Annotated in this window: 14 protein-coding genes; 5 read left to right on the top strand and 9 right to left on the bottom strand. The window is 58.1% G+C overall.

Annotated features, from left to right (window positions below; translation table 11 throughout):
- Positions 1-88: 88 nt before the first annotated feature.
- The 7 genes from baeR to yegD all read right to left on the bottom strand — a co-directional run bounded on the left by baeR (position 89) and on the right by yegD (position 12,585).
- The gene (baeR, locus tag ACQG0S_RS14465; protein ID WP_015572364.1) at positions 89-811 is read right to left on the bottom strand and encodes a two-component system response regulator BaeR; all 723 of its coding nucleotides are present in this window, start codon (positions 809-811) and stop codon (positions 89-91) included.
- Positions 808-2,211 carry a two-component system sensor histidine kinase BaeS gene (gene baeS, locus ACQG0S_RS14460; RefSeq protein ID WP_023306582.1) on the bottom strand — a complete coding sequence of 468 codons (1,404 nt, stop codon included), beginning with the start codon at positions 2,209-2,211 and terminating at the stop codon, positions 808-810. Before baeS ends, baeR begins: the two co-directional genes overlap by 4 nt.
- Complete coding sequence (locus ACQG0S_RS14455) at positions 2,208-3,623, bottom strand: MFS transporter (protein WP_032623937.1); 1,416 nt, start codon at positions 3,621-3,623, stop codon at positions 2,208-2,210. The genes baeS and ACQG0S_RS14455 overlap by 4 nt, the downstream gene beginning before the upstream one ends.
- On the bottom strand, positions 3,624-6,701 hold the full coding sequence (gene mdtC, locus ACQG0S_RS14450) for a multidrug efflux RND transporter permease subunit MdtC (protein ID WP_022648648.1): 3,078 nt from the start codon (positions 6,699-6,701) through the stop codon (positions 3,624-3,626).
- A complete protein-coding gene (locus tag ACQG0S_RS14445) occupies positions 6,702-9,824 on the bottom strand; it encodes an MdtB/MuxB family multidrug efflux RND transporter permease subunit (protein WP_426750534.1) in 3,123 nt (1,040 codons plus the stop codon). It abuts the gene before it with no gap.
- Complete coding sequence (locus tag ACQG0S_RS14440; RefSeq protein ID WP_063146242.1) at positions 9,824-11,023, bottom strand: MdtA/MuxA family multidrug efflux RND transporter periplasmic adaptor subunit; 1,200 nt, start codon at positions 11,021-11,023, stop codon at positions 9,824-9,826. Before ACQG0S_RS14440 ends, ACQG0S_RS14445 begins: the two co-directional genes overlap by 1 nt.
- Positions 11,024-11,232: 209 nt before the next feature.
- Complete coding sequence (gene yegD / locus ACQG0S_RS14435; protein WP_169441221.1) at positions 11,233-12,585, bottom strand: molecular chaperone; 1,353 nt, start codon at positions 12,583-12,585, stop codon at positions 11,233-11,235.
- Positions 12,586-12,715: 130 nt separating this feature from the next.
- On the opposite strand from yegD, the gene alkA reads away from it, so the two are divergent.
- A complete protein-coding gene (gene alkA, locus ACQG0S_RS14430) occupies positions 12,716-13,588 on the top strand; it encodes a DNA-3-methyladenine glycosylase 2 (protein WP_048965646.1) in 873 nt (290 codons plus the stop codon).
- On the opposite strand, the gene ACQG0S_RS14425 is transcribed toward alkA, so the two are convergent.
- Positions 13,553-16,882, bottom strand: a complete 3,330-nt coding sequence (locus tag ACQG0S_RS14425) for a diguanylate cyclase (RefSeq protein ID WP_048965645.1) — start codon at positions 16,880-16,882, stop codon at positions 13,553-13,555. The two genes, alkA and ACQG0S_RS14425, sit on opposite strands and share 36 nt — an antisense overlap.
- A 342-nt stretch (positions 16,883-17,224) precedes the next feature.
- Between ACQG0S_RS14425 and udk the strand changes: the two genes are divergently transcribed.
- From udk to asmA, 3 genes are all read left to right on the top strand, one after another.
- The gene (gene udk / locus ACQG0S_RS14420) at positions 17,225-17,866 is read left to right on the top strand and encodes a uridine kinase (protein WP_000130320.1); all 642 of its coding nucleotides are present in this window, start codon (positions 17,225-17,227) and stop codon (positions 17,864-17,866) included.
- A gap of 91 nt (positions 17,867-17,957) precedes the next feature.
- Positions 17,958-18,539 (top strand): dCTP deaminase, encoded by a 582-nt coding sequence (gene dcd, locus ACQG0S_RS14415; protein WP_006811250.1) that lies wholly within the window; start codon positions 17,958-17,960, stop codon positions 18,537-18,539.
- 23 nt (positions 18,540-18,562) lie between these two features.
- Positions 18,563-20,413: an outer membrane assembly protein AsmA gene (gene asmA / locus ACQG0S_RS14410; RefSeq protein ID WP_048965644.1), complete on the top strand. Its 1,851-nt coding sequence runs from the start codon at positions 18,563-18,565 to the stop codon at positions 20,411-20,413.
- 90 nt (positions 20,414-20,503) lie between these two features.
- Here asmA and ACQG0S_RS14405 read toward each other — a convergent pair whose 3' ends face one another.
- Positions 20,504-22,087, bottom strand: coding sequence for a TerC family protein (locus ACQG0S_RS14405; protein ID WP_048965875.1), 1,584 nt, complete (start codon positions 22,085-22,087; stop codon positions 20,504-20,506).
- A 693-nt stretch (positions 22,088-22,780) separates the two neighbouring features.
- Between ACQG0S_RS14405 and ACQG0S_RS14400 the strand changes: the two genes are divergently transcribed.
- Positions 22,781-23,917 carry a polysaccharide export protein gene (locus tag ACQG0S_RS14400; RefSeq protein WP_022648641.1) on the top strand — a complete coding sequence of 379 codons (1,137 nt, stop codon included), beginning with the start codon at positions 22,781-22,783 and terminating at the stop codon, positions 23,915-23,917.
- Positions 23,918-23,919: the final 2 nt, after the last annotated feature.

The raw sequence follows: 23,919 nt of genomic DNA, 5'->3' as shown, positions 1-23,919 counted from the left end.
GGCATTGTAGCGCTGCGGGGCGGGGAGGTAAAGTTCTTGTGCCGGGTGACGGCTTCGCCTTACCCGGCCTGGATTGTCCCGCAACTGACTAGGCAATCCTGCACGCATCCGCTTCCCAGCGATACCCCACGCCGTACACCGCGCGAATAAACGACTGGTCGGCGTCCAGCGCCTCCAGCTTACGGCGCAGGTTTTTGATGTGGCTGTCGATGGTGCGGTCGGTCACCACGCGGTAATCGTCATACAGATGGTTGAGCAGCTGCTCGCGGGAAAACACTTTTCCCGGCTCGTGGGAGAGGGTTTTCAGCAGGCGGAACTCCGCGGGGGTGAGATCCAATAGTTTGCTGCGCCAGCTCGCCTGGAAGCGGCTTTCGTCGACGATCAGCGGGCTTTGCGCATCCAGCACCTGCAATTCACGCTGCGGCTTGCAGCGGCGGAGGATGGTTTTCACGCGAGCGACCACCTCCCGCGGGCTGTAAGGCTTGCAGATGTAATCGTCAGCGCCGATTTCGAGCCCCAGCAGACGGTCGATCTCTTCGATTTTGGCCGTCACCATCACGATGGGCACATCGGAGAAACGACGAATTTCCCGGCACAGGGTCAGGCCGTCAGTACCCGGCAGCATCAGATCCAGCAGGATCAGATCCGGCGGCGTCTGGCGCACGTAGGGCAGCACCTGGTCGCCGTGGCTGATAAGCGTTGGCGCATAGCTCGCAGCGCGCAAATAGTCGATCAGCAGTTGCCCAAGTTTAGGCTCGTCTTCCACGATCAAAATACGCGGTGTGTTGTCGTCAATCGGTAACTCGGTCATGCTTCCCTCGATAAATCCCGTTCCAGAGGTAACTCTACTGTAATGCTAACCCCGCCAAAAGGCGAATGGGCGGCGCGGATGGTGCCACCATGCGCCTCCACAATGTTTACGCAAATCGCCAGCCCAAGGCCGGAGCCCCCGCTGGCGCGGTTGCGTGAACCTTCGGTGCGATAGAAGCGCTCGAACAGTTTTTCCAGCTGCGCATCCTTCACGCCAGGGGCGGAGTCCGCAAAGGTCAGGGCAAAGCGCCCGTTCTCCTGCTTGCCGGAGATATGCAACCCGCCGCCGCCGTCGGTGTAGCGGAGGCTGTTCTCCAGCAGATTATTGAACAGCTGCATCAGGCGATCTCTGTCGCCGAATACCACCGCGCTGTCAGGCAGCGAGAGGTTGATTTTCAGGTCACGGCTGGCGAAGCGTTCGCGGAACGCGCCGGTCACGACTTCAAGGATATTGATCACGTCGATTGGGGCTTTCTGGTAGGCCAGGGCGCCTTCATCGGACATGGAAAGCTGATGCAGATCGTCCACCAGCTTGGTCAGCGTACCGACTTCCGCCTGTAGCGAGGCCACGGATTCGGGGGTGAACTGCCGCAAGCCGTCCTGAATCGCCTCCAGCTCACCGCGCAGCACCGCCAGTGGGGTGCGCAGCTCGTGCGAAATGTCGGCCATAAAGTCGCGGCGCATCTGCTGGTTTTTCTCCAGCGTGCTGGCGAGCTGGTTGAAGTCCTGCGCCAGCTTGCCCAGTTCATCCTGACTGCGGGTGTCCACGCGGGTCGAGAAATCACCCGCCGCCAGCTTATGCGTGCCTTCCACCAGGCGTTTAACCGGCGCCAGCAGGCCGCGCGCCAGCGGGAAGGTGGCGAGCGCCGCAAGCAGGGTAGAAAGCGCGACAATCAGCCAACTGGTCTGGCGCTGCTGGCGATCAAAGTTGATGTCGGTGTTGCGCGTCAGCCGCTCGACCGGCGAGGCAATAACCCAGCCCACCGTGGCGCCGTTCGAGGTAATGGCGCGCTTTGTACCGTCCGGCGGTACCGGCGAGCGCGGGCCAACGAGCACGTGCATCTCCTGATCGATCACCCAGAACTGGGTGCGCCAGCCGTGCGGCGGCATGCCCGGCCCCGGGCGGTCGTCGTCATTATCGTGCTCCAGCGAGCGCAGAATTTGAAATATAAAACGATCGTTATTGCGCAGAAAACGCCAGTTACCGTGCAGGCTATACTGTTCCCCCAGCGCGTCGCTTAAGCCCTGTAAGCGCTGTTCGTTACCGTGCTTGATGTAGTCAATAAAGCCGCGCTCAAAGCTGACCCGCACCGCCCAGTGCATGGTAATCAGCAGGACGATACAGGTGGCGAAAATCGCCACAAAAAGCTTACCGGTGATCCCCGGACGCCAGAATTTCATGGTGCACTCCTTTTGCCGCGTCGGATCACAACGTTTTTGGTCGTGTCATTCGGTACTCTGGCAAAGATAAAAGCGGGCAGGGCGATAATTACCGCCATGCTGAGGTAGGTGTATAAAAAGACCTGATGCGCGACGGGGGTGTCGGCGCTGAGATGGTGCTGACCGTACATGCCGAGCAGCAATCCGGCGACCGTGACCCCCACGCTCATAGAGAGCTGCATGATCATCGACAGCAGGCTGTTACCACTGCTCGCCAGTTCGTCCGGCAGATCTTTCAGCGTCAGGGTGTTCATCGACGAGAAGCGCATGGAGTTGATGATCCCCTGGCAGAACAGCACCAGCGGCAGGATGTAGTACCAGCCCAGCAGTGCCACGGTCATAAACAGCAGACTAACCAGCGCCAGCCCGAGCGTGGCGGCCACCAGCACCCGGCGATAGCCAAAGCGGTTTACCACCTGCACCACAATACGCTTCATCCCCATGCTGCCGAGCACCATCGGGATCATCATCAGCCCGGCATGGAACGGCGAGAAGCCCATCCCAATCTGTAAAAATACCGGCGTCATAAACGGCAACATGCCGCTGCCGATGCGTCCGGCAAAGCTGCCGAACAGACCAAGACGGTAGGTGGGATTCTTGAACAGGTTCAGGCTAAACAGCGCGTTAGCGTTGCCTCTGGCATGCCACAGATACCAGAGAATGGCGGTGACACCCAGCGCTACCAGCAGGGCGAGCGACAGGGAGGAGATCCCCAGCCCTTTTTGCCCGTCGAGCGCCAGGGTGAGCGTCGCCATGCCAGCTGCCAGCAGGATGAAGCCAAAGAAATCAAAGCGCCGGGTCTGCATTTTATAGTTCGGCATCAGTGTCAGGGTGGCAATCGCGCCGATAATACCGACCGGCAGGTTGATCAGGAAGATCCAGTGCCAGGAGGCATACTCCACCAGAATACCGCCCAGCGCCGGGCCCAGCAGCGGGCCGACCTGACCGGGCAGGGTGACGAAGGTCATCGCCGCCATATACTGCGCGCGCGGAACAATTTTCATCACCGTTAACCGCCCGACGGGCACCATCATCGCGCCGCCGACGCCCTGTAGCACGCGCGCCATCACCAGCTGGTCAAGGGTATTGGCCTGGGCGCAAAACAGCGAGCCGGTGGTAAACAGCACAATGGCGGTGAAAAAGATGTTTCGCACGCCGACTTTATCCGCCAGCCAGCCGCTGGCGGGCAGCATCACGGCGACCGTCAGCACGTAGGCGACAATCACCATATGCATGTGCAGCGGGCTCTCCCCCAGGCTTTTCGCCATTGAGGGGAGGGCTGTGTTCACGATGGTCGTGTCCAGCGACTGCATAAAGAAGCCGAACGCGACGATCCACAATTGCCAGCGAACGTTACTGGGTAGGTCGGTCATTTACTCGGTCACCGTGGTTCTCTTTTTACGCGAAAAACGCAGCCGCAGGCGGTCAAAGAACAGATAGACTACCGGCGTGGTGTAGAGCGTCAGCAACTGGCTCATCACCAGGCCGCCAACGATCGTGATCCCCAGCGGCTGGCGCAGTTCAGAGCCGTCACCGCCGGATATGACCAGCGGCAGTGCGCCGAACAGCGCGGCCAGCGTAGTCATCATGATCGGGCGAAAACGCAGCAGACAGGCCTGGAATATCGCCTCGTCCGGCGTCAGGTTGCCGTTGCGCTGGGCGTCCAGGGCAAAGTCGACCATCATTATCGCGTTTTTCTTCACAATACCTATTAATAGCATGATCCCAATGAGCGCGATGAGGCTGAATGGAGCACCGAACAGCTCCAGCGCCAGCAGCGCCCCCACGCCCGCAGAGGGAAGCGTGGAGAGAATGGTCAACGGATGCACGTAGCTTTCGTACAGCACGCCCAGCACGATGTACACCGTGGCAATGGCCGCCAGGATCAAAATGACCTGCGAGTTCATGGTGTCCTGGAACACCTGCGCCGTACCGGCAAAGCTGCCGCGCACGGAGGAGGGCACCCCGAGCTGGGTCATGGCGCGGTTAATGGCATCGCTGGCCTCAGACAGCGACGAGCCGGTTGGCAGGTTAAACGACACGGTCGAGGCGGCGGAAAGCCCCTGGTGGTTCACTGACAGCGGCGCGTTCGACGGCTGCCAGCTGGCGAAGTACGACAGCGGGATCGCCTTGCCGTCATCATTGATCACAAACATCTTGTCCAGCGCGCTGATGTCCTGGGTGTAGCGCGGATCGACTTCCATTACCACCTTGTACTGGTTCATCGGCTGATAGATGGTGGAGACTTCACGCTGCCCGAAGGCGTTGTTAAGCAGGCTGTTGGCCGCCTCCACGTTAATGCCCAGGCGGGCCATAGTTTCACGATCGTAGGTGAGCGCCATCTCCGCGCCGTTGTTCTGGCTGTCGGAGTTCACGTCCGCCAGCTGCGGCAGCGCGGCCAGCGCTTTACGGATCTTCGGCTCCCACTCGCGCAGGGCGGCTAAGTCATCCGAGAGCAGGGTGTACTGATAGCTGGCGTTAGCCTGTCGTCCGCCGACGCGGATATCCTGAACGGCCATCAAAAACAGGTTCGCCCCCGGCTCTTTGGCGAGCTTCACCCGCAAGCGGTCAATGATCTGCTGCGCCGTTTCGTGACGTTCACCGCGCGGCTTAAGGGTAATAAACATCATCCCGCTGTTAACGCGCGAGCCGCCGGTAAAGCCGGTAACGTTGTCTACGGCCGGATCTTCCCGGATGATTTTCATAAAGTCCTGAAGCTTGCCGCGCATCGCCTGGAACGAAATGCTCTGGTCTGCCTGAATACCGCCCATCAGCACGCCGGTATCCTGCTCCGGGAAGAAGGTTTTCGGGATGGTGATATACATCCAGACGTTGAGCCCGATGGTGGCGATAAGCACCAGCCCGACAATACGCGTGTGGTTCAGCACCCATTTCAGCGATTTGCCGTAGCCGGACTGCATCGCCATCAGGACGTGGCCAAAGCCTTTCCTGCGCGGCTGTGAGTGTGGTTGGCTGCGCTTTAGCATCCAGCCGCACATCATCGGCGTTAGCGTCAGCGAAATCACCAGTGAGATACCAATGGCGACGGAGAGCGTGACGGCAAATTCGCGCAGCAGTCGCCCCGGCAGGCCGCCCATCAGCAGCAGCGGCAGGAACACCGCCACCAGCGACAGGCTCATGGACAGGACCGTGAAGCCCACTTCGCGCGTCCCCTGAAGCGCTGCCTGGAGCGGCTTCATGCCCGCTTCCAGATGACGCGAGATATTCTCCAGCACCACGATGGCGTCATCCACCACAAACCCGGTAGCAATCGTCAGCGCCATCAGCGACAGGTTGTTAAGGCTAAACCCGCACAGGTACATGGCGGCAAAGGTGCCTATCAGCGATACCGGGACCGCCACCGCCGGGATCAGCGTGGCGCGCCCCGAGCGCAGGAACAGGAACACCACCAGAATTACCAGCGCGACGGAGATGATCAGCGTTTGCTCTACCTCTTCAAGCGAGGCGCGGATGGTGGGGGAGCGGTCCTGCGCAATCTGGAGATCGATGGCCGCCGGAATGGTTTCCTGAAGCTCCGGCAGCCGCGCGCGGATGCTGTTCACCGTCTGAATGATGTTGGCTTCCGGCAGCTTGCGGATCATCAGCAAAATCGCCGGTTTGGCATTGGTCATCCCGGCGTTACGCACGTCCTGCACCGAATCGGTGACGCTGGCGACGTCGCTCAGGCGCACCGCCGCGCCGTTGTTGTAGTGAATAATCAACGGCTGATACTCGGCGGCGGTTTTCAGCTCGTCGTTGGTCTGGATCTGCCAGCGGTGGCTGCTGTCCTCAATCGCACCCTGCGGCTTACGCACGTTGGCGTTGCTGATAGCGGATCGTACGTCGTCAAGCGACACGCCCTGATTAAACAGCGCCTGCGGATTCAGCCCCACGCGCACGGCGGGCAAGGAGCTGCCGCCGACATCCACGTCACCCACGCCGTCAATCTGGGCGATGGTTTGCGCCAGCTGGGTGGAGGCAAAATCGTACAGCTCGCCCTGGGAGTAGGTCTCTGACGTAAGCGTCAGGATCATGATCGGCGCATCGGACGGGTTGGCCTTGCGGTAGGTTGGACGGCTCGGCATGCCGCTCGGCAGCAGGCTTTGGGCGGCGTTAATCGCAGCCTGCACGTCACGCGCCGCACCGTTAATATCCCGGTCGAAGTTAAATTCCAGAATGATGCGCGTGCTGCCCAGCGAACTGCTGGAGGTCATCTCGTTAACCCCGGCAATTCGCCCAAGCGATCGCTCAAGCGGCGTCGCCACCGATGAGGCCATGGTTTCCGGCGAAGCACCCGGCAGCGAGGCGCTGACCATGATCACCGGGAAATCGACCTGCGGTAGCGGGGCCACCGGCAGCAGCCGGAAGCCGAGCACGCCGCACAGGGTGATAGCGACGGAGAGTAAAATCGTCGCCACCGGACGGTAAATGAAGAGGGCGAAAAACTTCACTTACGCCTCCTCTTCACGTTTCGGGAAGCGGCTTTTCGTCCACAGGGCCAGACGGTCAAACAGCAGGTAGATAACCGGCGTGGTAAACAGCGTCAGCACCTGGCTCACGAGCAGACCGCCGACCATGCCGATGCCCAGCGGACGGCGCAGTTCGGCCCCCACGCCGGTGCTTAGCATCAGTGGCAGGGCGCCCAACAGGGCGGCGAGGGTGGTCATCAGGATCGGGCGAAAACGCAGCAGACAGGCCTGGTAAATGGCCTCGCGCGGCGCCATACCCTGCTCGCGCTCGGCGGCCAACGCAAAGTCGATCATCATGATGGCGTTTTTCTTCACGATGCCGATAAGCAGGATGATGCCGATGATCGCAATCACGTCCAGTTCGCTCCCCGCCAGCATCAGCGCCAGCAGCGCCCCCACGCCCGCTGTCGGCAGGGTGGAGAGGATGGTGATCGGGTGGATGAAACTCTCATACAGCACGCCAAGCACGATATACATCGCCACCACCGCCGCGACAATCAGCCAGACGGTGCTGCCCAGCGCGGCCTGGAACGCCAGCGTACTGCCCTGAAACTGGGTCTGAATATCGGACGGGAAGCTGAGTTCTTTCTCCGCGCCCAGAATGGCCTCCACCGCTTCGCCCAGCGAATACCCATCCGGCACGTTGAACGAAATGGTGGTGGACGGGAACTGATCGAGATGGTTAATCGACAGCGGGGTGTGGCGCTCTTCCACGCTGGCAATGGCGCTGAGCGGCACAATCCCGCCGTCTTTGCTGGTCAGGCGTATCGAGTCCAGCGCGGCAAGCCCGGGCGTGTTCTCGGTGTTATGTTCCAGCACCACGCGATACTGGTTGGCCTGGGTGTAAATGGTGGAGATCAGTCGCTGACCAAAGGCGTTATACAGGGCGTTATCCACGTCGGACATGGTAATGCCCAGACGGCTGGCGGTGTCGCGGTTGACGTTCACGTACGCCGCCAGCCCTTTATCCTGCCAGTCGCTGCTGACGTCAGAAACCTGCGGCAGTGCTTTCAGCTTATCCACCAGCTGCGGCACCCAGGTGCTGAGTGCATCAAGCGATGTGGCCTGGAGCGTAAACTGGTACTGCGTGCGGCTCACCTGCGTATCAATGGTTAAATCCTGGATCGGTTGCAGATACAGCTCAATGCCCGGCACGCGCGCCACCGCGCTTTGCAGTCGCTCAATTACCGCGTTGACGCGATCGTCGCGGTCATCGAGCGGTTTAAGGTTAATTTGCAGGCGCGCGCTGTTGAGCGACGGGTTGGTGCCGTCCACGCCCACGTAGGCAGCCAGGCTTTCCACCGCCGGATCTTTCATGATGATCTCAGACACCTGCTGCTGGCGCTGCGCCATGTTGGCGAAGGAGACCGTCTGCGGCGCCTGAAGCGTGCCCTGAATAATGCCGTTGTCCTGAATCGGGAAGAAGCCTTTCGGAATGAAAATCCACAGCATCACGCTGAGCGCCAGGGTGCCGAGCGCCACGCCGAGCGTCGCCCAGGGATGGTTCAGGACTTTCGCCAGCACGCGGCCGTAGGCGGCGATAATGCGCTCGAACATCCGCTCGGAGGCGCGCGAGAAGCGGTTTTGCTTGCGCAAAGATTCGTGGCTCAACATGCGGGCGCACATCATCGGCGTTAGCGTCAGCGACACCACGGCAGAGATCAGAATGGCGACCGCCAGCGTCACGGCAAACTCGCGGAACAGCCGCCCGACGATATCGCCCATAAACAGCAGCGGGATCAGCACCGCAATCAGCGAGAAGGTGAGCGAGATGATGGTAAAGCCAATTTCTCCTGCGCCCTTCAGCGCGGCGGCTAAGGGCTTTTCACCTTTTTCGATATAGCGCGAGATGTTCTCGATGACCACGATGGCATCGTCCACCACGAACCCGGTGGCGATGGTGAGCGCCATCAGCGTCAGGTTATTAATCGAAAAGTCGAGGAACACCATCACCGCAAACGTCCCGACCAGCGAGAGCGGCACGGCGACGGCGGGAATGATGGTTGCCGGAACGTTGCGCAGGAACAGGTAGATGATCATCACCACCAGCGCAATCGCCAGCATCAGCTCGAACTGGGTGTCTGACACCGAGGCGCGAATATTCGTGGTGCGGTCAGAAAGCACTTTCACGCTCACCGATTTTGGCAGGCTTTCCACCAGCTGCGGCAGCATGGTGCGAATGCTGTCGGCGGTATCAATAATGTTCGCGCCCGGCTGGCGCTGAACGTTCATGACAATCGCCTGCTGCTTATTAGCCCACGCCCCGAGCCAGCTGTTTTCCGCGCCTTGTTCGACGGTTGCCACGTCGCCGAGGCGGATCGGCGCGCCGTTTTGATAGGCCACAATCAGCTGACGGTACTCATCGGCGGACTGCATCTGGTCGTTGGCGGAGAGCGTGACCGCACGGGTTGGGCCGTCCAGCGAGCCCTTCGCTGAGTTAACGTTGGCGCTGCTGATGGCGGTGCGAATGGTTTCGCTGGTTAACCCCAGCGCGGCAATAGCCTGGGCATTGAGCTTAACGCGCACAGCGGGGCGTTGACCGCCCGCCAGCGTCACCAGCCCGACGCCGGTCACCTGCGAAATCTTCTGCGCCACGCGGGTTTCGACCATGTCTTCCACCTGAGTCATCGGCATGGCGGAGGAGGTGACGGCAAGGGTCATGATCGGCGGGTCTGCCGGGTTGACCTTGCTGTAAACCGGTGGATTCGGCAGGTCAGACGGCAGCAGGTTAGTGGCGGCGTTAATCGCGGCCTGCACCTCCTGCTCGGCGACGTCCAGCGACAGCGTGAGCTGGAACTGAAGCGTGACGACCGAGGCGCCGCCGGAGCTCTGGGAGGACATCTGCTTCAGGCCAGACATCTGGCCGAACTGGCGCTCCAGCGGGGCGGTGATGGCGGACGTCACCACATCCGGACTGGCGCCCGGATAGAGGGTGACAACCTGAATGGTCGGGTAGTCCACTTCCGGCAGCGCCGACACGGGCAGAAAACGGTAGCCAATGATCCCGGCCAGCAGGATCGCCACCATCAACAGGGTCGTCGCAACCGGACGTAAGATAAACAGGCGTGATGGCCCACCTGTAGAGCTCGGCGGCATCACCTGCATCAGGCTTTTGCTCCTGTATTCTGCGCTTCCACCACCTCGACCTGCGCCCCTTCGGTCAGACGGTCAATACCGTCGGTTACGACGCGGTCGCCAGCGGACAGCCCGGCACTGATCACCACCGTCTGACTGTCCTGGATCCCGGTTTTCACCAGATGTTTGCTAACCTTGTTTTCGCTGTTCAGCACCCAGACAAAGTTGCCTTCACTGCCCATTTGCAGGGCCGCCGTCGGGATCACCACGGCGTTTTCTTCTGTCGCGACCAGCATTCGCGCATTGACGAACTGATTCGGGAACAGGGCATCGTCCTGATTGTTGAAGCGTGCTTTAAGCTTGATGGTGCCGGTGGTGGTATCGATCTGGTTATCCAGGCTAAGTAGCGAACCTTCGCTCAGCTTCTGCTTGTTGGTGCGATCCCAGGCTTCAACCACCAGCGCTTTTCCGGCCTTCTGCGCCTGTATCACCGTCGCAATGTCGCTTTCCGGCAGGGTAAAGACGAGATCGATAGGGTGCGTCTGGGTGATCACCACGATGCCCGTGGTGTCGCCGCTGGAGATTTGGTTGCCGATATCAACCTGTTTCAGGCCCACGCGGCCGTCAATCGGCGCGGTGATCCGGCTCCAGTCGAGCTGGAGCTGGGCGCTGGCGACCGCGGCTTCGTCGGCCTTGATGGTGCCCTGAGATTCACTGACCAGAGACTGCTGGGTATCCAGCTCCTGGCGCGACACGAGGTTGGTTTTTACCAGCTGCTGATAGCGGGCTAAATCGCGGCGGGCATTGGCGAGGGTGGCTTTGTCTTTCGCGAGCTGCCCCTGCGCCTGCGCCAGAGCCACCTTAAACTGGCTTGGGTCGATTTCCGCCAGCAGATCGCCGGCTTTCACCTGCTGGCCTTCCTGGAAGTGGATGGCCATCAGCTGACCGTCCACGCGGCTACGTACCGTCACGGTGTTGGCGGCGGTAATGGTTCCCAGCCCGGAGAGATAACGAGGCACCGCTTTATTCACCGCCGTTGCCGCCTGTACCGGTGCCAGCGCCGCGCCGCGCATACCGTGGCGCCCGCCGCCCGTTGGACGTTGTGAGGGGCTATTGGCGCCAGCAGGTGCCGTGGAGTTCGCGGACTGGCTGTGCCAGTACCAGGCGGCCAGGACCACCACAATCAGACCAACGGCGATTGCCCAGCGGGATTTGTTACTGCCTTTCATCGTTATACGTTCTCGTCCTGAAACACTTTCGGGGAATGATACTAGTTTAGTCAGGTAACACAGCGGAAAAATGGAGGAAATATGGAAGACTGTCAGGAATGGTCTGAGTGTGGTGCGTTGTTTCGCCGGGTGGCGGCTTCGCCTTACCCGGCCTACAAGATCCTTGAACCGTAGGCCGGGTAAGCGCAGCGCCACCCGGCACAACCCCATTAGCTAAACACCACCTGCGCCCAGCGGGCCAGTCCTGCCGTAACGGAGCCAAAGTCATCGCCGCCGGCAATCGGGATCCCCGGCAGCTGTTCCGCCAGCGCTTTCTTGATCAGCGGTGAACGGGCGCTACCACCGGTCAGGTAAATCACGTCCGGTTTCTCTTTGCCATTCTCAAGCGCCAACTGCACCTGCTCCAGAATACGCTGTAGCGGCTGAGCCAGCGCCATTTCCAGCCCTTCCTGGGTGATAGCCGTAGCCAGATCGTCCCTGATAAACGGTAGCGTAACCGCATGCTCAGGACGATCGGAAAGGGCAATTTTGCTCTCTTCGGCGGTGCGCACCACCCGGTAGCTCAGACGCTGACGCCACACCTTATACAGCAGCGCGACCTTCTCTGCATCCTGCGCATCACGCACCAGATCGTTAAGGAGACGCCCATTCGCGGTGCTGTAAAAATCACTCTGGGCAGGGACGTCGTTGATGGCAATCGCATTCCACCATGGCAGGATCGGCAGGGCGATGCCTTTCTCGGTTTGACCGCCCATGCCGAGCAGCGGCATCAGGCTCTTGAATGCCAGGGCGATATCCAGATCGTTACCGCCCACGCGGCAGCCGCTGTGCCCCAGCAGGCTGTTTTCACGATCGCGACGATGATGCCACTGCGGACCCATCAGCAGTAATGAACAGTCCGTCGTACCACCGCCGATGTCCACCACCAGCACCCGTTTCTCTTCCGTCAGCGTGGCTTCAAAATCCAGCCCCGCCGCAACCGGCTCATACTGGAACACCACGTCACAGAAGCCTGCCCGGTGCGCTGCACGCTCAAGGATCCCCTGCGCCTGCTGGTTGGCTTCGTCGCCGCCCAGCCCCTGGAAGTTAATCGGACGGCCAATCACCGCCTGGGTGATGGCATCCGGTACCTGGGATTGCGCCTGATTGCGGATGTGCAGCATCATCGCGCAGACCAGATCTTCAAACATCGCCACCTGCTGTGGCTTCAGGCCGCTGGCGCCGAGGAAGGATTTCGGCGATTTAACGAAGTAGACCTCTTCCGGGTCTTCAATGTACTGCCCGAGGGAAGAGAGGCCGAACTGCACGCTGGAAGGGGTAACGTCGATATCTTCCTCGCGGTTAAAGCTGACCGCACGGCGCAGCAGCGCCTGGGTTTCCGCCGCCGTGGCCGGAACCTGATGATGGCGGAACAGCCACTCGCTCACCGCTTCACGCGTGGGCGCACAGAGCATTGACGGCAACAGCGTACTGCCGTTTTCCATTTTCAGGAGCTGCGGTTGTCCGTTTTGCATTATCGCAACCGAGCAGTTTGCGGTGCCGTAGTCGAATCCAATAAACACAATAAATCCCCATGCCGGTGAGAAGGGGCGAGACTTTAGCGAAATGTCTGCCAGGCGACAACAGGAATATGAAAGCAAGGCGCAACGCGATCTTTCGGTTTATGCTGAGGTAAATACAAAAGGAGATACGATGTTCACCCTGAACTGGCAACCGCCCTACGACTGGCAGTGGATGTTTGGCTTTTTTGCCGCGCGTGCGGTAACAGGGGTTGAGACCGTTACGGAGTATTACTACGAACGCAGTTTTGGCTATGCGGGGCATCAGGGCATATTTCGGGTTGTGCCAGACAGCGCAACCCATACGCTGGCGGTGTCGCTCAGCCCTGGCCTGATCCCGGTGGCGGATATTTGCCTGGACCGCATTGCCCGCCTGTTCGATCTTGATTGCGACCCGCTAAGAATTGCGCAGACCCTGGGCGATCTCGGCGCGGCGCGGCCGGGGTTACGTTTGCCGGGCGCGATGGATGCCTACGAGCAGGGCGTGCGCGCCATTCTCGGGCAACTGGTGAGCGTTGCGATGGCGGCAAAACTGGCGTCAAGAGTGGTGGCGCTGTGCGGTGAACCCATCCAGGACGCGCCGGGCTACCTCTGTTTTCCTCCGCCAGAGGTACTGGCCGCGGTGGATCCGCTGGCGTTGAAAGCCCTTGGGATGCCGCTCAAGCGTGCGGAGTCGTTGATTCATCTGGCGCAATCGGTGGTGGACGGTGAATTCCCGCTGTTCCCGCCTGCGAACGTCGAGGCCGGGATGAAGGCGCTACAGCAGCGCCCCGGCATCGGGCGCTGGACCGCAAATTATCTGGCCTTGCGCGGCTGGCAGGCGAAGGATGTTTTCCTGCCGGATGATTATCTCATTAAACAGCGCTTTGCCGGTATGACGCCCGCGCAGATCCGTCGCTATGCCGAGCGCTGGCAGCCGTGGCGCTCGTATGCGCTGTTACATATCTGGTACACCGACGGCTGGTCGCCGTCAGTTGATGGCGAAATAGCTGGTATTCAGCAGTAGATCGAGCGGCTGCGCTTCTCCGATGGTGTCGCCGTAAATAAAGTCAATGCCGATGCCCGACAGCGTATTCATCATGATCGACTGATGGCATGGCCCGGCAATAGTTTTTATGCCCAGACGCTGGGCGTGGCCCTGAATGATGGTCACCATCATCTCATCCATCAGATTGCCGTGGACGTTGGTCACCACGTCTGCATCCAGCAGCAGATAATCAGCGGTGTTGGCGCTGAGCTGGCTGAAGACGTTCATATCGCGTCCAACCCGGGTCAGCACCACGCGACAGCCAGCCTGACGAAGCTTTTGCAGACCCTGCTGCACGTTTTCATCCGTATTGCTCAGCACATCAACGGCGATCGCCAGATGCAGCAGCCGCGCCGGCAGCGGACCTCTGGTGATCAGGTCGAGCAGCTCATCCACCAGCGTGACGCTGGCTAAACCCGCTTCTGAGAGCGGCAGCGCGACGCCCATCCCTTTGGCCGCCACCTGTGCGGCATAGGTACGGAAAAATTCGCTGAATATACGTCGGTCAAGGGCGTGCAGCAGCTCCGGCTCCGCCAGCCCGGCGCGGAAGGCATGCTCTTCCAGCACTTCCCCCTGGCTGGTCCACAACCGCAGGGAAATCAGCCAGAAGCTACTGCTCTCGGGAATGCGCGGTGAGGCGACGCTGCGGGCGATCATCAGCAGATGATTATCTTTGATCATGTGCCACTGCTCATCCAGCGACATCATGCTGCGCGTGCTGTGGATCCGCTCCTGCTGGGGTTCATAGACGGTGACCACACCGCGCCCGCTGTTTTTCGAGGCGTAACAGGCGATATCGGCCTGAGACATCACTTCCGCTGTCTGATAATTAGCGTCGTCAATCAATGTGATCCCCGCGCTGGCGCCGATGCGGTGCAGGCGTCCTTCCCAGGAAAAATGATAGTTGTTGATGGCGTCGATCAACCGGCCCGCAATATAGCGTGCGCTTTCGACGTTGCAGTCCGGCAGCAGCAGGCCAAACTCGTCGCCGCCCAGACGCGCCAGCACGTCGCTGGAGCGCAGCATGGTCAGCATCAGCGAAGAGAGTTCGCGCAGGAGCGCGTCGCCCGCCGCGTGGCCTGCGGTATCGTTCACCGCCTTAAAACGGTCAAGATCGATAAAGACCAGCGCGTGACGCTGATGGGTCTCCTGTACCGTCTGCAACAGGCGCTTAAGATGGTTTTCAAAACTGACGCGGTTCGCCAGGTGGGTAAGGGCGTCATGGGAAGCGCTGTAGCTCAGCTGGCGCAGCATTTTTCGCGACTCGGTGACATCCTGAATCACCAGCACCGAGCCGATAGCGTGCCCCTCCAGGGTGCTGAGCGGGGTAATGCTGTAATGAATGTCGAAACTGCCTCCATTCCGGCAGTTAAGCACCACATCCTGTTCGATATCGGTACGGGACATATCGCCGCTGTGGATGTTTTCCATTAACGGGCCGTTCTCGCCGAAGGTAATGTGCAGCACCTTCAGAACGGGCTGACCCAGCGCTTCGCTTTGCGACCAGCCGCTCATCTTCTCGGCGACCGGGTTCATAAAGGTGATGTTCATGTCGATATCGGTGCACAGCACCGCTTCGCCGATGGAGTCGAGGGTGATATGCAGGCGCTCTTTTTCCTGGAACAGCGCCTCGTTCAACTGCTTCACCTCGGTCATATCCATGTTGATCCCTAACAGCCGCTCCACTTCGCCCTGTTTGTTCAGCACCCGGTTCGCCAGCGAACGAATGTGGCGAATGCCATCCTTGACGCGAATGCGAAATTCCAGCTTGAAAGGCACCCTGGCCTGGAGTGACTCACGCAGTACCTGTTCGGCGTGCGGACGATCTTCAGGCACCATGGCCGCATGCCAGAGCTGCCAGGTGGGTTTAATGTGCGGGGGGATCTCGTACAGCTCAAACATCCGTTTATCCCAGCTGATCACGTCCGGCTCGAGATCCCACTCCCAGATCCCGATGCCGCCGGCTTCGTTCGCGAGGGTGATACGCTCCATCAGACGCTTATTCACCCACTCGGTCTGTTTCAGGTCGTTGATGTCTTCAATCTGGGCAATAAAGTAGAGCGGCGTACCGTCGGCATGGCGCACAACGGAAACGGCCAGCAGCGCCCACACCACCTCGCCGCTGCGGGTGTAGTAGCGTTTTTCGAGGCTGTAGCTGTTGATCTCCCCGTTAATCAGCTGTTGCAACTGCTCCAGGTCGGTATTTAAATCTTCCGGCCAGGTTAACTGCTGGAACGTGAGCGACTGAAGCTCAGACTGACTGTAACCGAGGAAATTGCACAGCGCCTTGTTGGCCTGAAGCCACTGACCCTCAATGCCCACCAGCGCCATACCAATCGCGGAATATTCCATCGCATTACGAAAACGTTCTTCGCTTTCCGTAATATGTTTACGCTCGGCCCGGAAGGCATACATCACCATCGTCATAATGTTGGCGGGGAGCAGCATCATCAGAAAGGGAAGCCATGGCGCGTTGAAGGTCACCATCATGTTTGAAGGTGTCATGGAGGGCGGGTTTCGCGCCATCATCAAGGACACCATCATGATGGTGAATAAAAAAATCAGGAATGCTTCCATTCGCGGCAGGCGTACCGCGCTCCACATCAGCAAAACGATGATGCAGGTGAACGGCCACGGCAGCCAGGTGATTGCCGTCCAGCTAAGAACCAGTGTAACGACCAGGGTCACCAGCGTTTCCAGCAGCAGTCTCGGGTTGCGGTGGCGCAGCAGGTAATGCGGTTTAAACAGCAGACCTAACGGTACAAGCGCCAGCGCGCCAATGGCTTCTGAAAGTACCCAAAACAGAAAATTACGCAGCGGCTCCGCGCCTGGCACCAGAAAATGAACCAGAATGCCGCCCACCAGCGGCGGCACCAGGGCGCTGCCGAGGGCAAGGCGTATCCAGTCGTTGAGGTTTTGCAGCGGGTTATACCAGGGGAGCAGCTTACGCAGCAACACCGCACCAACACAGGCCTCAATAATATTGATTGCCGTGTAGGTTAAGTTGATTGATTCCCATGAAAAGAGCATCCACGAGGCAAAAATATTGCCAAAGGAGCAGGCGAGGGCGATGCCGGGCCACATTTTTCCCGCATGGCGGTAAAACGCCACCATCATAATGGAGGTCGGGAACCACAATGGCGCCAGCAGCGAACCGAAGCGAGTCAGCTCAAGGGAAAATAAGGTGAAGATGAACGTGACCAGACCCAGACAGACAAGCCGCAGTAAAGGATGTGGGGTAGTAACCAAAACCCGCTGGTATTGTTTATTCATTACCGCTCTATCCAGGGACGCCGTGTTGTCAGGAGCCAGCTCCGGACGCGTGAAATCATTAATTTGGTTTATGCTAGTACAAACATTTTACAATTCATATGCTGAGTGCTCAGATTTTGACTTCATAGACTTATAAAATAGTTACTCTGCGAAGAAGGGGGATGAAATGGTGAAAATCCGTGCGTAAAAATTTCGCTAAAGGCGTGAAACGGCGCTTTTCAGCCCGCCTCGCATAACCTGCGCATTCGACTGGTATCACGCCCCCGAAATCCCTATAATTGCCGCGTTTGACGCTCCGGCGTCGTCCTTCCTTACATCCAGGTTAATCAGGTCGCTAAATTTATGACTGATAAGTCTCATCAGTGCGTCATCATAGGCATCGCCGGCGCATCGGCTTCAGGTAAAAGTCTTATTGCCAGTACGCTTTATCGCGAACTGCGTGAACAAGTGGGTGATGAGCATATCGGTGTTATTCCCGAAGATAGCTATTACAAAGATCAATCCCATCTTTCGATGGAAGAGCGCGTAAAAACCAACTACGACCACCCCAGTGCGATGGATCACAGTCTGCTGTTCCAGCATCTGGAAGCGCTGAAGCGCGGCGAGGCGATTGAGCTGCCCGTCTACAGTTACGTGGAACATACCCGCACCCAGGAAACGATCCGCATTGAGCCCAAGAAGGTGATTATCCTTGAAGGGATTTTGCTGCTCACCGACGCCCGTCTGCGCGAATCAATGAACTTCTCGATTTTCGTCGATACCCCGCTGGATATCTGCCTGATGCGGCGTATTAAACGCGACGTTAACGAACGCGGTCGCTCCATGGACTCCGTGATGGCGCAGTATCAGAAAACCGTTCGTCCGATGTTCCTGCAATTTATTGAGCCTTCTAAACAATACGCCGATATTATTGTGCCTCGCGGCGGTAAAAACCGTATTGCCATTGATATCTTAAAAGCGAAAATCAGTCAGTTTTTTGAATAAGCCGTGTGAATTGTGTACCGTTCAGAGATAACCTGGTTTTGCCCTGACGCCGTAAGGATTCAGGGCGCGATGCACGAAAGGAGAAAGTGCCATGCGTCTTTGTGACCGCGATATAGAAGCCTGGCTGGATGAAGGCCGCCTGTCTATCACCCCGCGTCCGCCGGTTGAGCGTATTAACGGCGTGACCGTCGATGTACGTCTGGGGAATAAGTTCCGCACCTTCAGCGGCCACACGGCACCGTTTATCGACCTCAGCGGGCCGAAAGACGAAGTCAGTGCGGCGCTGGATCGCGTCATGAGTGACGAAATCGTCATCGAAGAAGGAGAGGCGTTTTATCTCCATCCTGGCGAACTGGCGCTGGCGGTGACCTTTGAATCGGTCACGCTGCCTGCGGATCTGGTCGGCTGGCTTGACGGACGCTCTTCTCTGGCGCGTCTGGGCCTGATGGTGCACGTCACCGCGCACCGTATCGATCCGGGCTGGTCTGGCCGTATCGTGCTGGAGTTCTTTAACGCCGGTAAACTGCCGCTGGCGCTTCGCCCGGGAATGATGATCGGTGCGTTGAGCTTCGAACCGCTGACCGGCCCGGCAGACCGTCCTTATAACCGCCGTCAGGACGCAAAATATCGCGACCAGCAGGGTGCGGTTGCCAGCCGTATCGATAAAGACTGATCTGTGAGTTCACTGAGGAAGCCATGAGAAGAGTTCTGACAACGCTGATGATTTTGCTGGTGGTGCTGGTGGCTGGCCTTTCAGCGTTGGTGCTGCTGGTTAACCCGAATGACTTCCGGGCCTATATGGTGCGGCAGGTTGAAGCGCGCAGCGGGTATGAACTCAAGCTGGACGGGCCGCTGCGCTGGCACGTCTGGCCGCAGCTCAGCATTCTCTCCGGACGTATGTCGCTCACCGCGCCGGGCGCCGCGCAGCCGCTTGTTACGGCGGATAACATGCGTCTTGATGTCGCGCTCATCCCGCTCTTATCCCATCAGCTCCAGGTTGAACAGGTGATGCTGAAAGGGGCGGTGATTCAGCTTACGCCACAAACCGAAGCCGTTCGTCAGGCGAATGCCCCGGTCGCACCGCGTGAAAATACTTTGCCTGATGTTCCGTCTGACACCGGCTGGTCTTTCGATATTGGTAATCTGAAAGTCGCTGACAGCGTGCTGGTTTTCCAGCATGAGGATGACGAACAGATCACCGTCCGCAATATCAACCTCAGGATGGAGCAGGACGCCAACCATCACGCGACCATGGAGTTCTCCGGGCGGATCAACCGTAATCAGCGCGATCTCAACCTGTCGATGAATGCGAACGTGAACGCCTCTGACTACCCGCACCAGCTGACGGCGGACGTTCAGCAGGTCAACTGGCAGCTGACCGGCGCGGATTTACCCGCGAAGGGGATCGCCGGCCAGGGCACGATGCAGGCGGTGTGGCACGAAGAGCGCAAACAGCTCGAACTGAACGCGCTCAACCTCCAGGCCAACGACAGTTCCCTGAAGGGGCAGGCGAGCGTCACGCTTGATGAAAAACCCAAGTGGGTGTTGGATCTGCAATTCGACAAGCTGAACCTTGAGAACCTGCTCGCGGCCCAAACGGTGAATGCGACCGATGAGGGTGTCGCGCAGGTAGGGCAAAGCCAGGTCACGCAGTCGCGTCCGGTGATCTCCTCCAGTCTCGATCTGCCTGACTACAATGGTCTGCGCGGATTTACCGCCGACATTCTGCTGGAAGCGAACAGCGTGCGCTGGCGTGGGATTGATTTTACTGACGTCAACAGCCAGATGTTCAACCACAACGGCCTGCTGGTCATCTCTGAGCTCAGCGGAAAAATGGGGGCAGGAAATCTCTCCCTGCCGGGCACGCTGGACGTACGTAAAGACGTTGCCAGCGCCGCGTTCCAGCCGCGTCTGGAAAACGTTGAGATTGGCACCATCCTGAAAGCCTTTAATTACCCGATTTCCCTCACGGGGCAGCTGTCGCTGGCCGGGGATTTCTCCGGCACGAAGATTGATGCGGACGCCTTCCGTCGTAGCTGGAAGGGGCAGGCGCACGTTGAGCTAAAAGATTCGCGCATGGAAGGGCTGAACTTCCAGCAACTGGTGCAGCAGGCGGTAGAGCGCAGCAGCAGCGTGAAGGCGAATGAAAACTACGATAGCGCAACCCGTCTCGACAGCTTTACCAGCGAGCTTGCCCTCGACAACGGTCAGCTCTCGCTCGACGAGATGCAGGGAATCTCGTCCCTGCTGGCACTGACCGGAAACGGCGCGCTGGATCTGGTGAAAGAGACGGTTGACACCCGCTTCAACGTCCGCGTGAAGGCTGGCTGGGAAGGGGAAGGCCAGCTTGTCGAGTTCCTGAAAGAGACGCCGATACCGCTGCGCGTGTACGGAAAATGGCAGGAACTCAATTACAGTTTGCAGGTCGATCAGATCCTCCGTAAGCACCTTCAGGATGAAGCGAAACGTCGGCTGAATGACTGGGCGGACCGCAATAAAGAGTCTCAGTCTGGTAAGGACGTGAAAAAGTTGCTCGATAAGCTCTGATGCCTGTTGTGCCGGGTGGCGGCTTCGCCTTACCCGGCCTACAAAAGCCAGACACCGTAGGCCGGGTAAGCGAAGCGCCACCCGGCTTTTTTACACCTCAAAATCCATCTCATCCTCACCGCGCAGCGGTACTAGCTGCACCTTCTGCACGCGATGGCTCTCTACCTGCAAGGTTTTGATCATGTAATTCCCCACCTGGACCTCTTCGCCCGGCTGCGGAATACGTTGCAGATATTCCATCAGCAAACCGGCGATGGTGTGGTATTCGCGCTTCTCGTCCAGCGGAAGCGGAACGAACTGCACCAGATCTTCGAGCGGCATATGGCCGTTGGCGGTCCAGCTGCCGTCTGCGTTTTTCTGAATATCGTGGCGTGCATCGATCTCATCCACCTCATTAGGCAGATTACCGGCGATGGTTTCCATCACGTCGCTGAGCGTCACCAGCCCTTCCACAGAACCAAACTCATCAACGACAAACGCGAAGTGGGTACGCGCGTTGCGGAACTGCTCCAGCGCGGAGAGAAGCGGCAGCGCTTCCGGGAAGACCAGCGGCTGGCGCACCAGCGCGCGCAGGTTGAGCGGCTCACCGTGAAGCTGCTGTTGCAGCAGGTCAATCACGTGTACCACGCCCAGCAGCTCTTCTTCCTCTTCTCCGCCGGTCACCACCACGCGGGTGTGCTGGTTTTTATCCAGCAGGGCACGGATCTGCTCTTCCGGTGCCGTCAGGTCAATATGCTCAATGTCGTGGCGGGAGGTCATGATACTGCTGACCGAGCGCTGGTTGAGGTTAAGCACGCGCTCTATCATCCGGCGTTCCTGCGGGTTGAAGATCTGCCCGTCGCTGTGGTCGGCTAGCATCGCAGCGGATTCAGCATCCAGCTCGGCATCCTCTTTTTTGCCGCTCAGCAGACGCATCACCGTATCTGCGGTGCGCTGTCGTAATGTCTGGTTCGCGGAAAGAAAACGGCGGCGGTTGAAAATGGCCAGCTGGTTAAGAAACTCAATAAGCACCGAGAAACCAATGGCTGCGTACAGATATCCTTTCGGGATATGGAAGCCAAAACCATCCGCCACCAGGCTAAAGCCAATCATCAGCAGGAAGCTCAGACAGAGAATGACGATAGTCGGGTGACTGTTCACGAAGCGCGTCAGGGCTTTACTGGCGAGCACCATCAGGGTGATGGCAATGATCACGGCGGCCATCATCACCGCCAGATGGTCAACCATCCCGACGGCAGTAATCACGGAGTCGAGAGAAAAGACGGCATCCAGCACCACTATCTGCGCGACCACCGGCCAGAATTTAGCGCCGCGCCGCTGGGTGGGGTTTTCACTGTCTTTTCCTTCCAGCCGCTCATTAAGCTCAACCGTGGCTTTGAACAGCAGGAACAATCCGCCGAAAAGCATGATCAGGTCGCGGGCGCTAAAGCTCAGACCCTGCACGCTGAATAAGGGTTTGGTGAGCGTGACCAGCCATGATATTGAGGCCAGTAACAGCAGACGCATCACCATGGCGAGCAGAAGACCGGTCACGCGGGCGCGGTCGCGTTGTGAAGGGGGTAATTTATCGGCAAGGATGGCGATAAACACCAGGTTATCAATGCCGAGCACTAATTCGATGACGACCAGCGTCACCAGCCCGGCCCAGATTGATGGATCGGCAATCCATTCCATAGTAAATGCAATACCTTCTGTTATATGACTAATGTCACACTTCGATCATGGATAAAGCAGACGGAAATTGCAATGCCGGGGTGAGATTTCTCTTAATGCTACACTTAGGTAAAACCCATTTGCGGGGCTGTGTAAATAAGTTAAATGCGAAGATTTAATTACAAAAGACGATATTTAGGATATATCGCAATAAATGGTCTGGTGCTCTATTTTGTCAATATAAAGAAAATCCGAAAACCTCAAAACTTTGCTCTTAATATTAATCTTAAAAACGAATATTAGGACGGTTGTCTCCTTGCCTGCTATTAGGTTAGCTGCAACAATTCTTCCAGCATCAAATGTTAAATCTCCTTGTTGCTATTTTTGTTTCAGTCTTTGGTGAAGGTTATACATTATCAATCACCCGTTTAAGGTGGCGGATATATTTCTCAAAAGGCCTGATCCAAGAGGGTGTCTAACCATAACGCATTGTTTAGTCAGTGGATTGGTAACTGAAAGCCAAGGGCGGTAGCGTGCCTGAAAGCGTGTGAATCAGCCTCAATTATTCTGTCAATAGCCAATGGATGAATAAGCTTTTTTTAGGACTGATGCCAGTTATATTGCTAAATGATTAACTGCATTCTGATTGTCACCACGACCCGCGCTTATTTTAATTGCACAGGATAATTACTCTGCCAAAGTGATAAATAATCAATGATGAAATCCAAAATGAAATTGATGCCATTATTGGTGTCTGTGACCTTGATGAGTGGTTGCACGGTCTTTCCCGGCAGCAATATGTCAACAATGGGCAAGGATGTGATTAAACAGCAGGATGCTGATTTTGATCTCGACAAAATGGTGAATGTTTACCCATTAACCCCACGTCTGGTAGAACAATTACGCCCACGTCCGAATGTTGCTCAGCCAAATATGTCTCTGGACCAGGAAATTGCCTCTTACCAGTATCGCGTTGGTCCGGGTGACGTGATTAACGTGACCGTCTGGGATCACCCGGAACTGACCACACCTGCGGGCCAGTACCGCAGCTCAAGCGACACCGGTAACTGGGTACAGTCCGATGGCACCATGTTCTATCCCTACATTGGCAAAGTGCACGTCGCGGGCAAAACGCTTGCTGAGATCCGTAGTGATATTACCGGCCGCCTGGCGCAGTACATTGCTGACCCGCAGGTGGACGTTAATATCGCCGCGTTCCGATCCCAGAAAGCCTATATCTCAGGCCAGGTCAACAAATCCGGCCAGCAGGCTATCACCAACGTCCCGCTCACCGTTCTTGATGCGATCAATGCCGCAGGCGGCTTAACCGACGGTGCTGACTGGCGCAACGTGGTGCTGACCCACAACGGCAAAGAGCAGCGCATTTCGCTTCAGGCGCTGATGCAAAACGGTGACCTGACCCAGAACCGTCTCCTCTATCCGGGCGATATTCTTTACGTGCCGCGCAACGACGATCTGAAAGTGTTCGTGATGGGTGAAGTGAAGAAACAGAGCACCCTTAAGATGGACTTCAGCGGTATGACCCTGACCGAAGCGCTGGGCAACGCGGAAGGTATCGATCTGACCGCCTCCAACGCCAGCGGTATCTTTGTGATCCGTCCAATCAAAGGCGAAAACGCGAAAGGCAAGATTGCCAACATCTACCAGCTGGACATGTCCGACGCGACGTCGCTGGTCATGGCAACGTCGTTCCGTCTCCAGCCATACGATGTGGTCTATGTCACCACCGCGCCGGTTGCCCGCTGGAACCGTCTGATCAACCAGTTGCTGCCTACCATCAGTGGCGTTCGCTACATGACGGATACGGCGAGCGACATTCATACCTGGTAAGC

The organism is Enterobacter cloacae complex sp. 418I7 (genome assembly GCF_050030705.1).
Lineage (GTDB): Bacteria > Pseudomonadota > Gammaproteobacteria > Enterobacterales > Enterobacteriaceae > Enterobacter > Enterobacter intestinihominis.
This window is presented reverse-complemented; position numbering and strand designations above follow the sequence as displayed.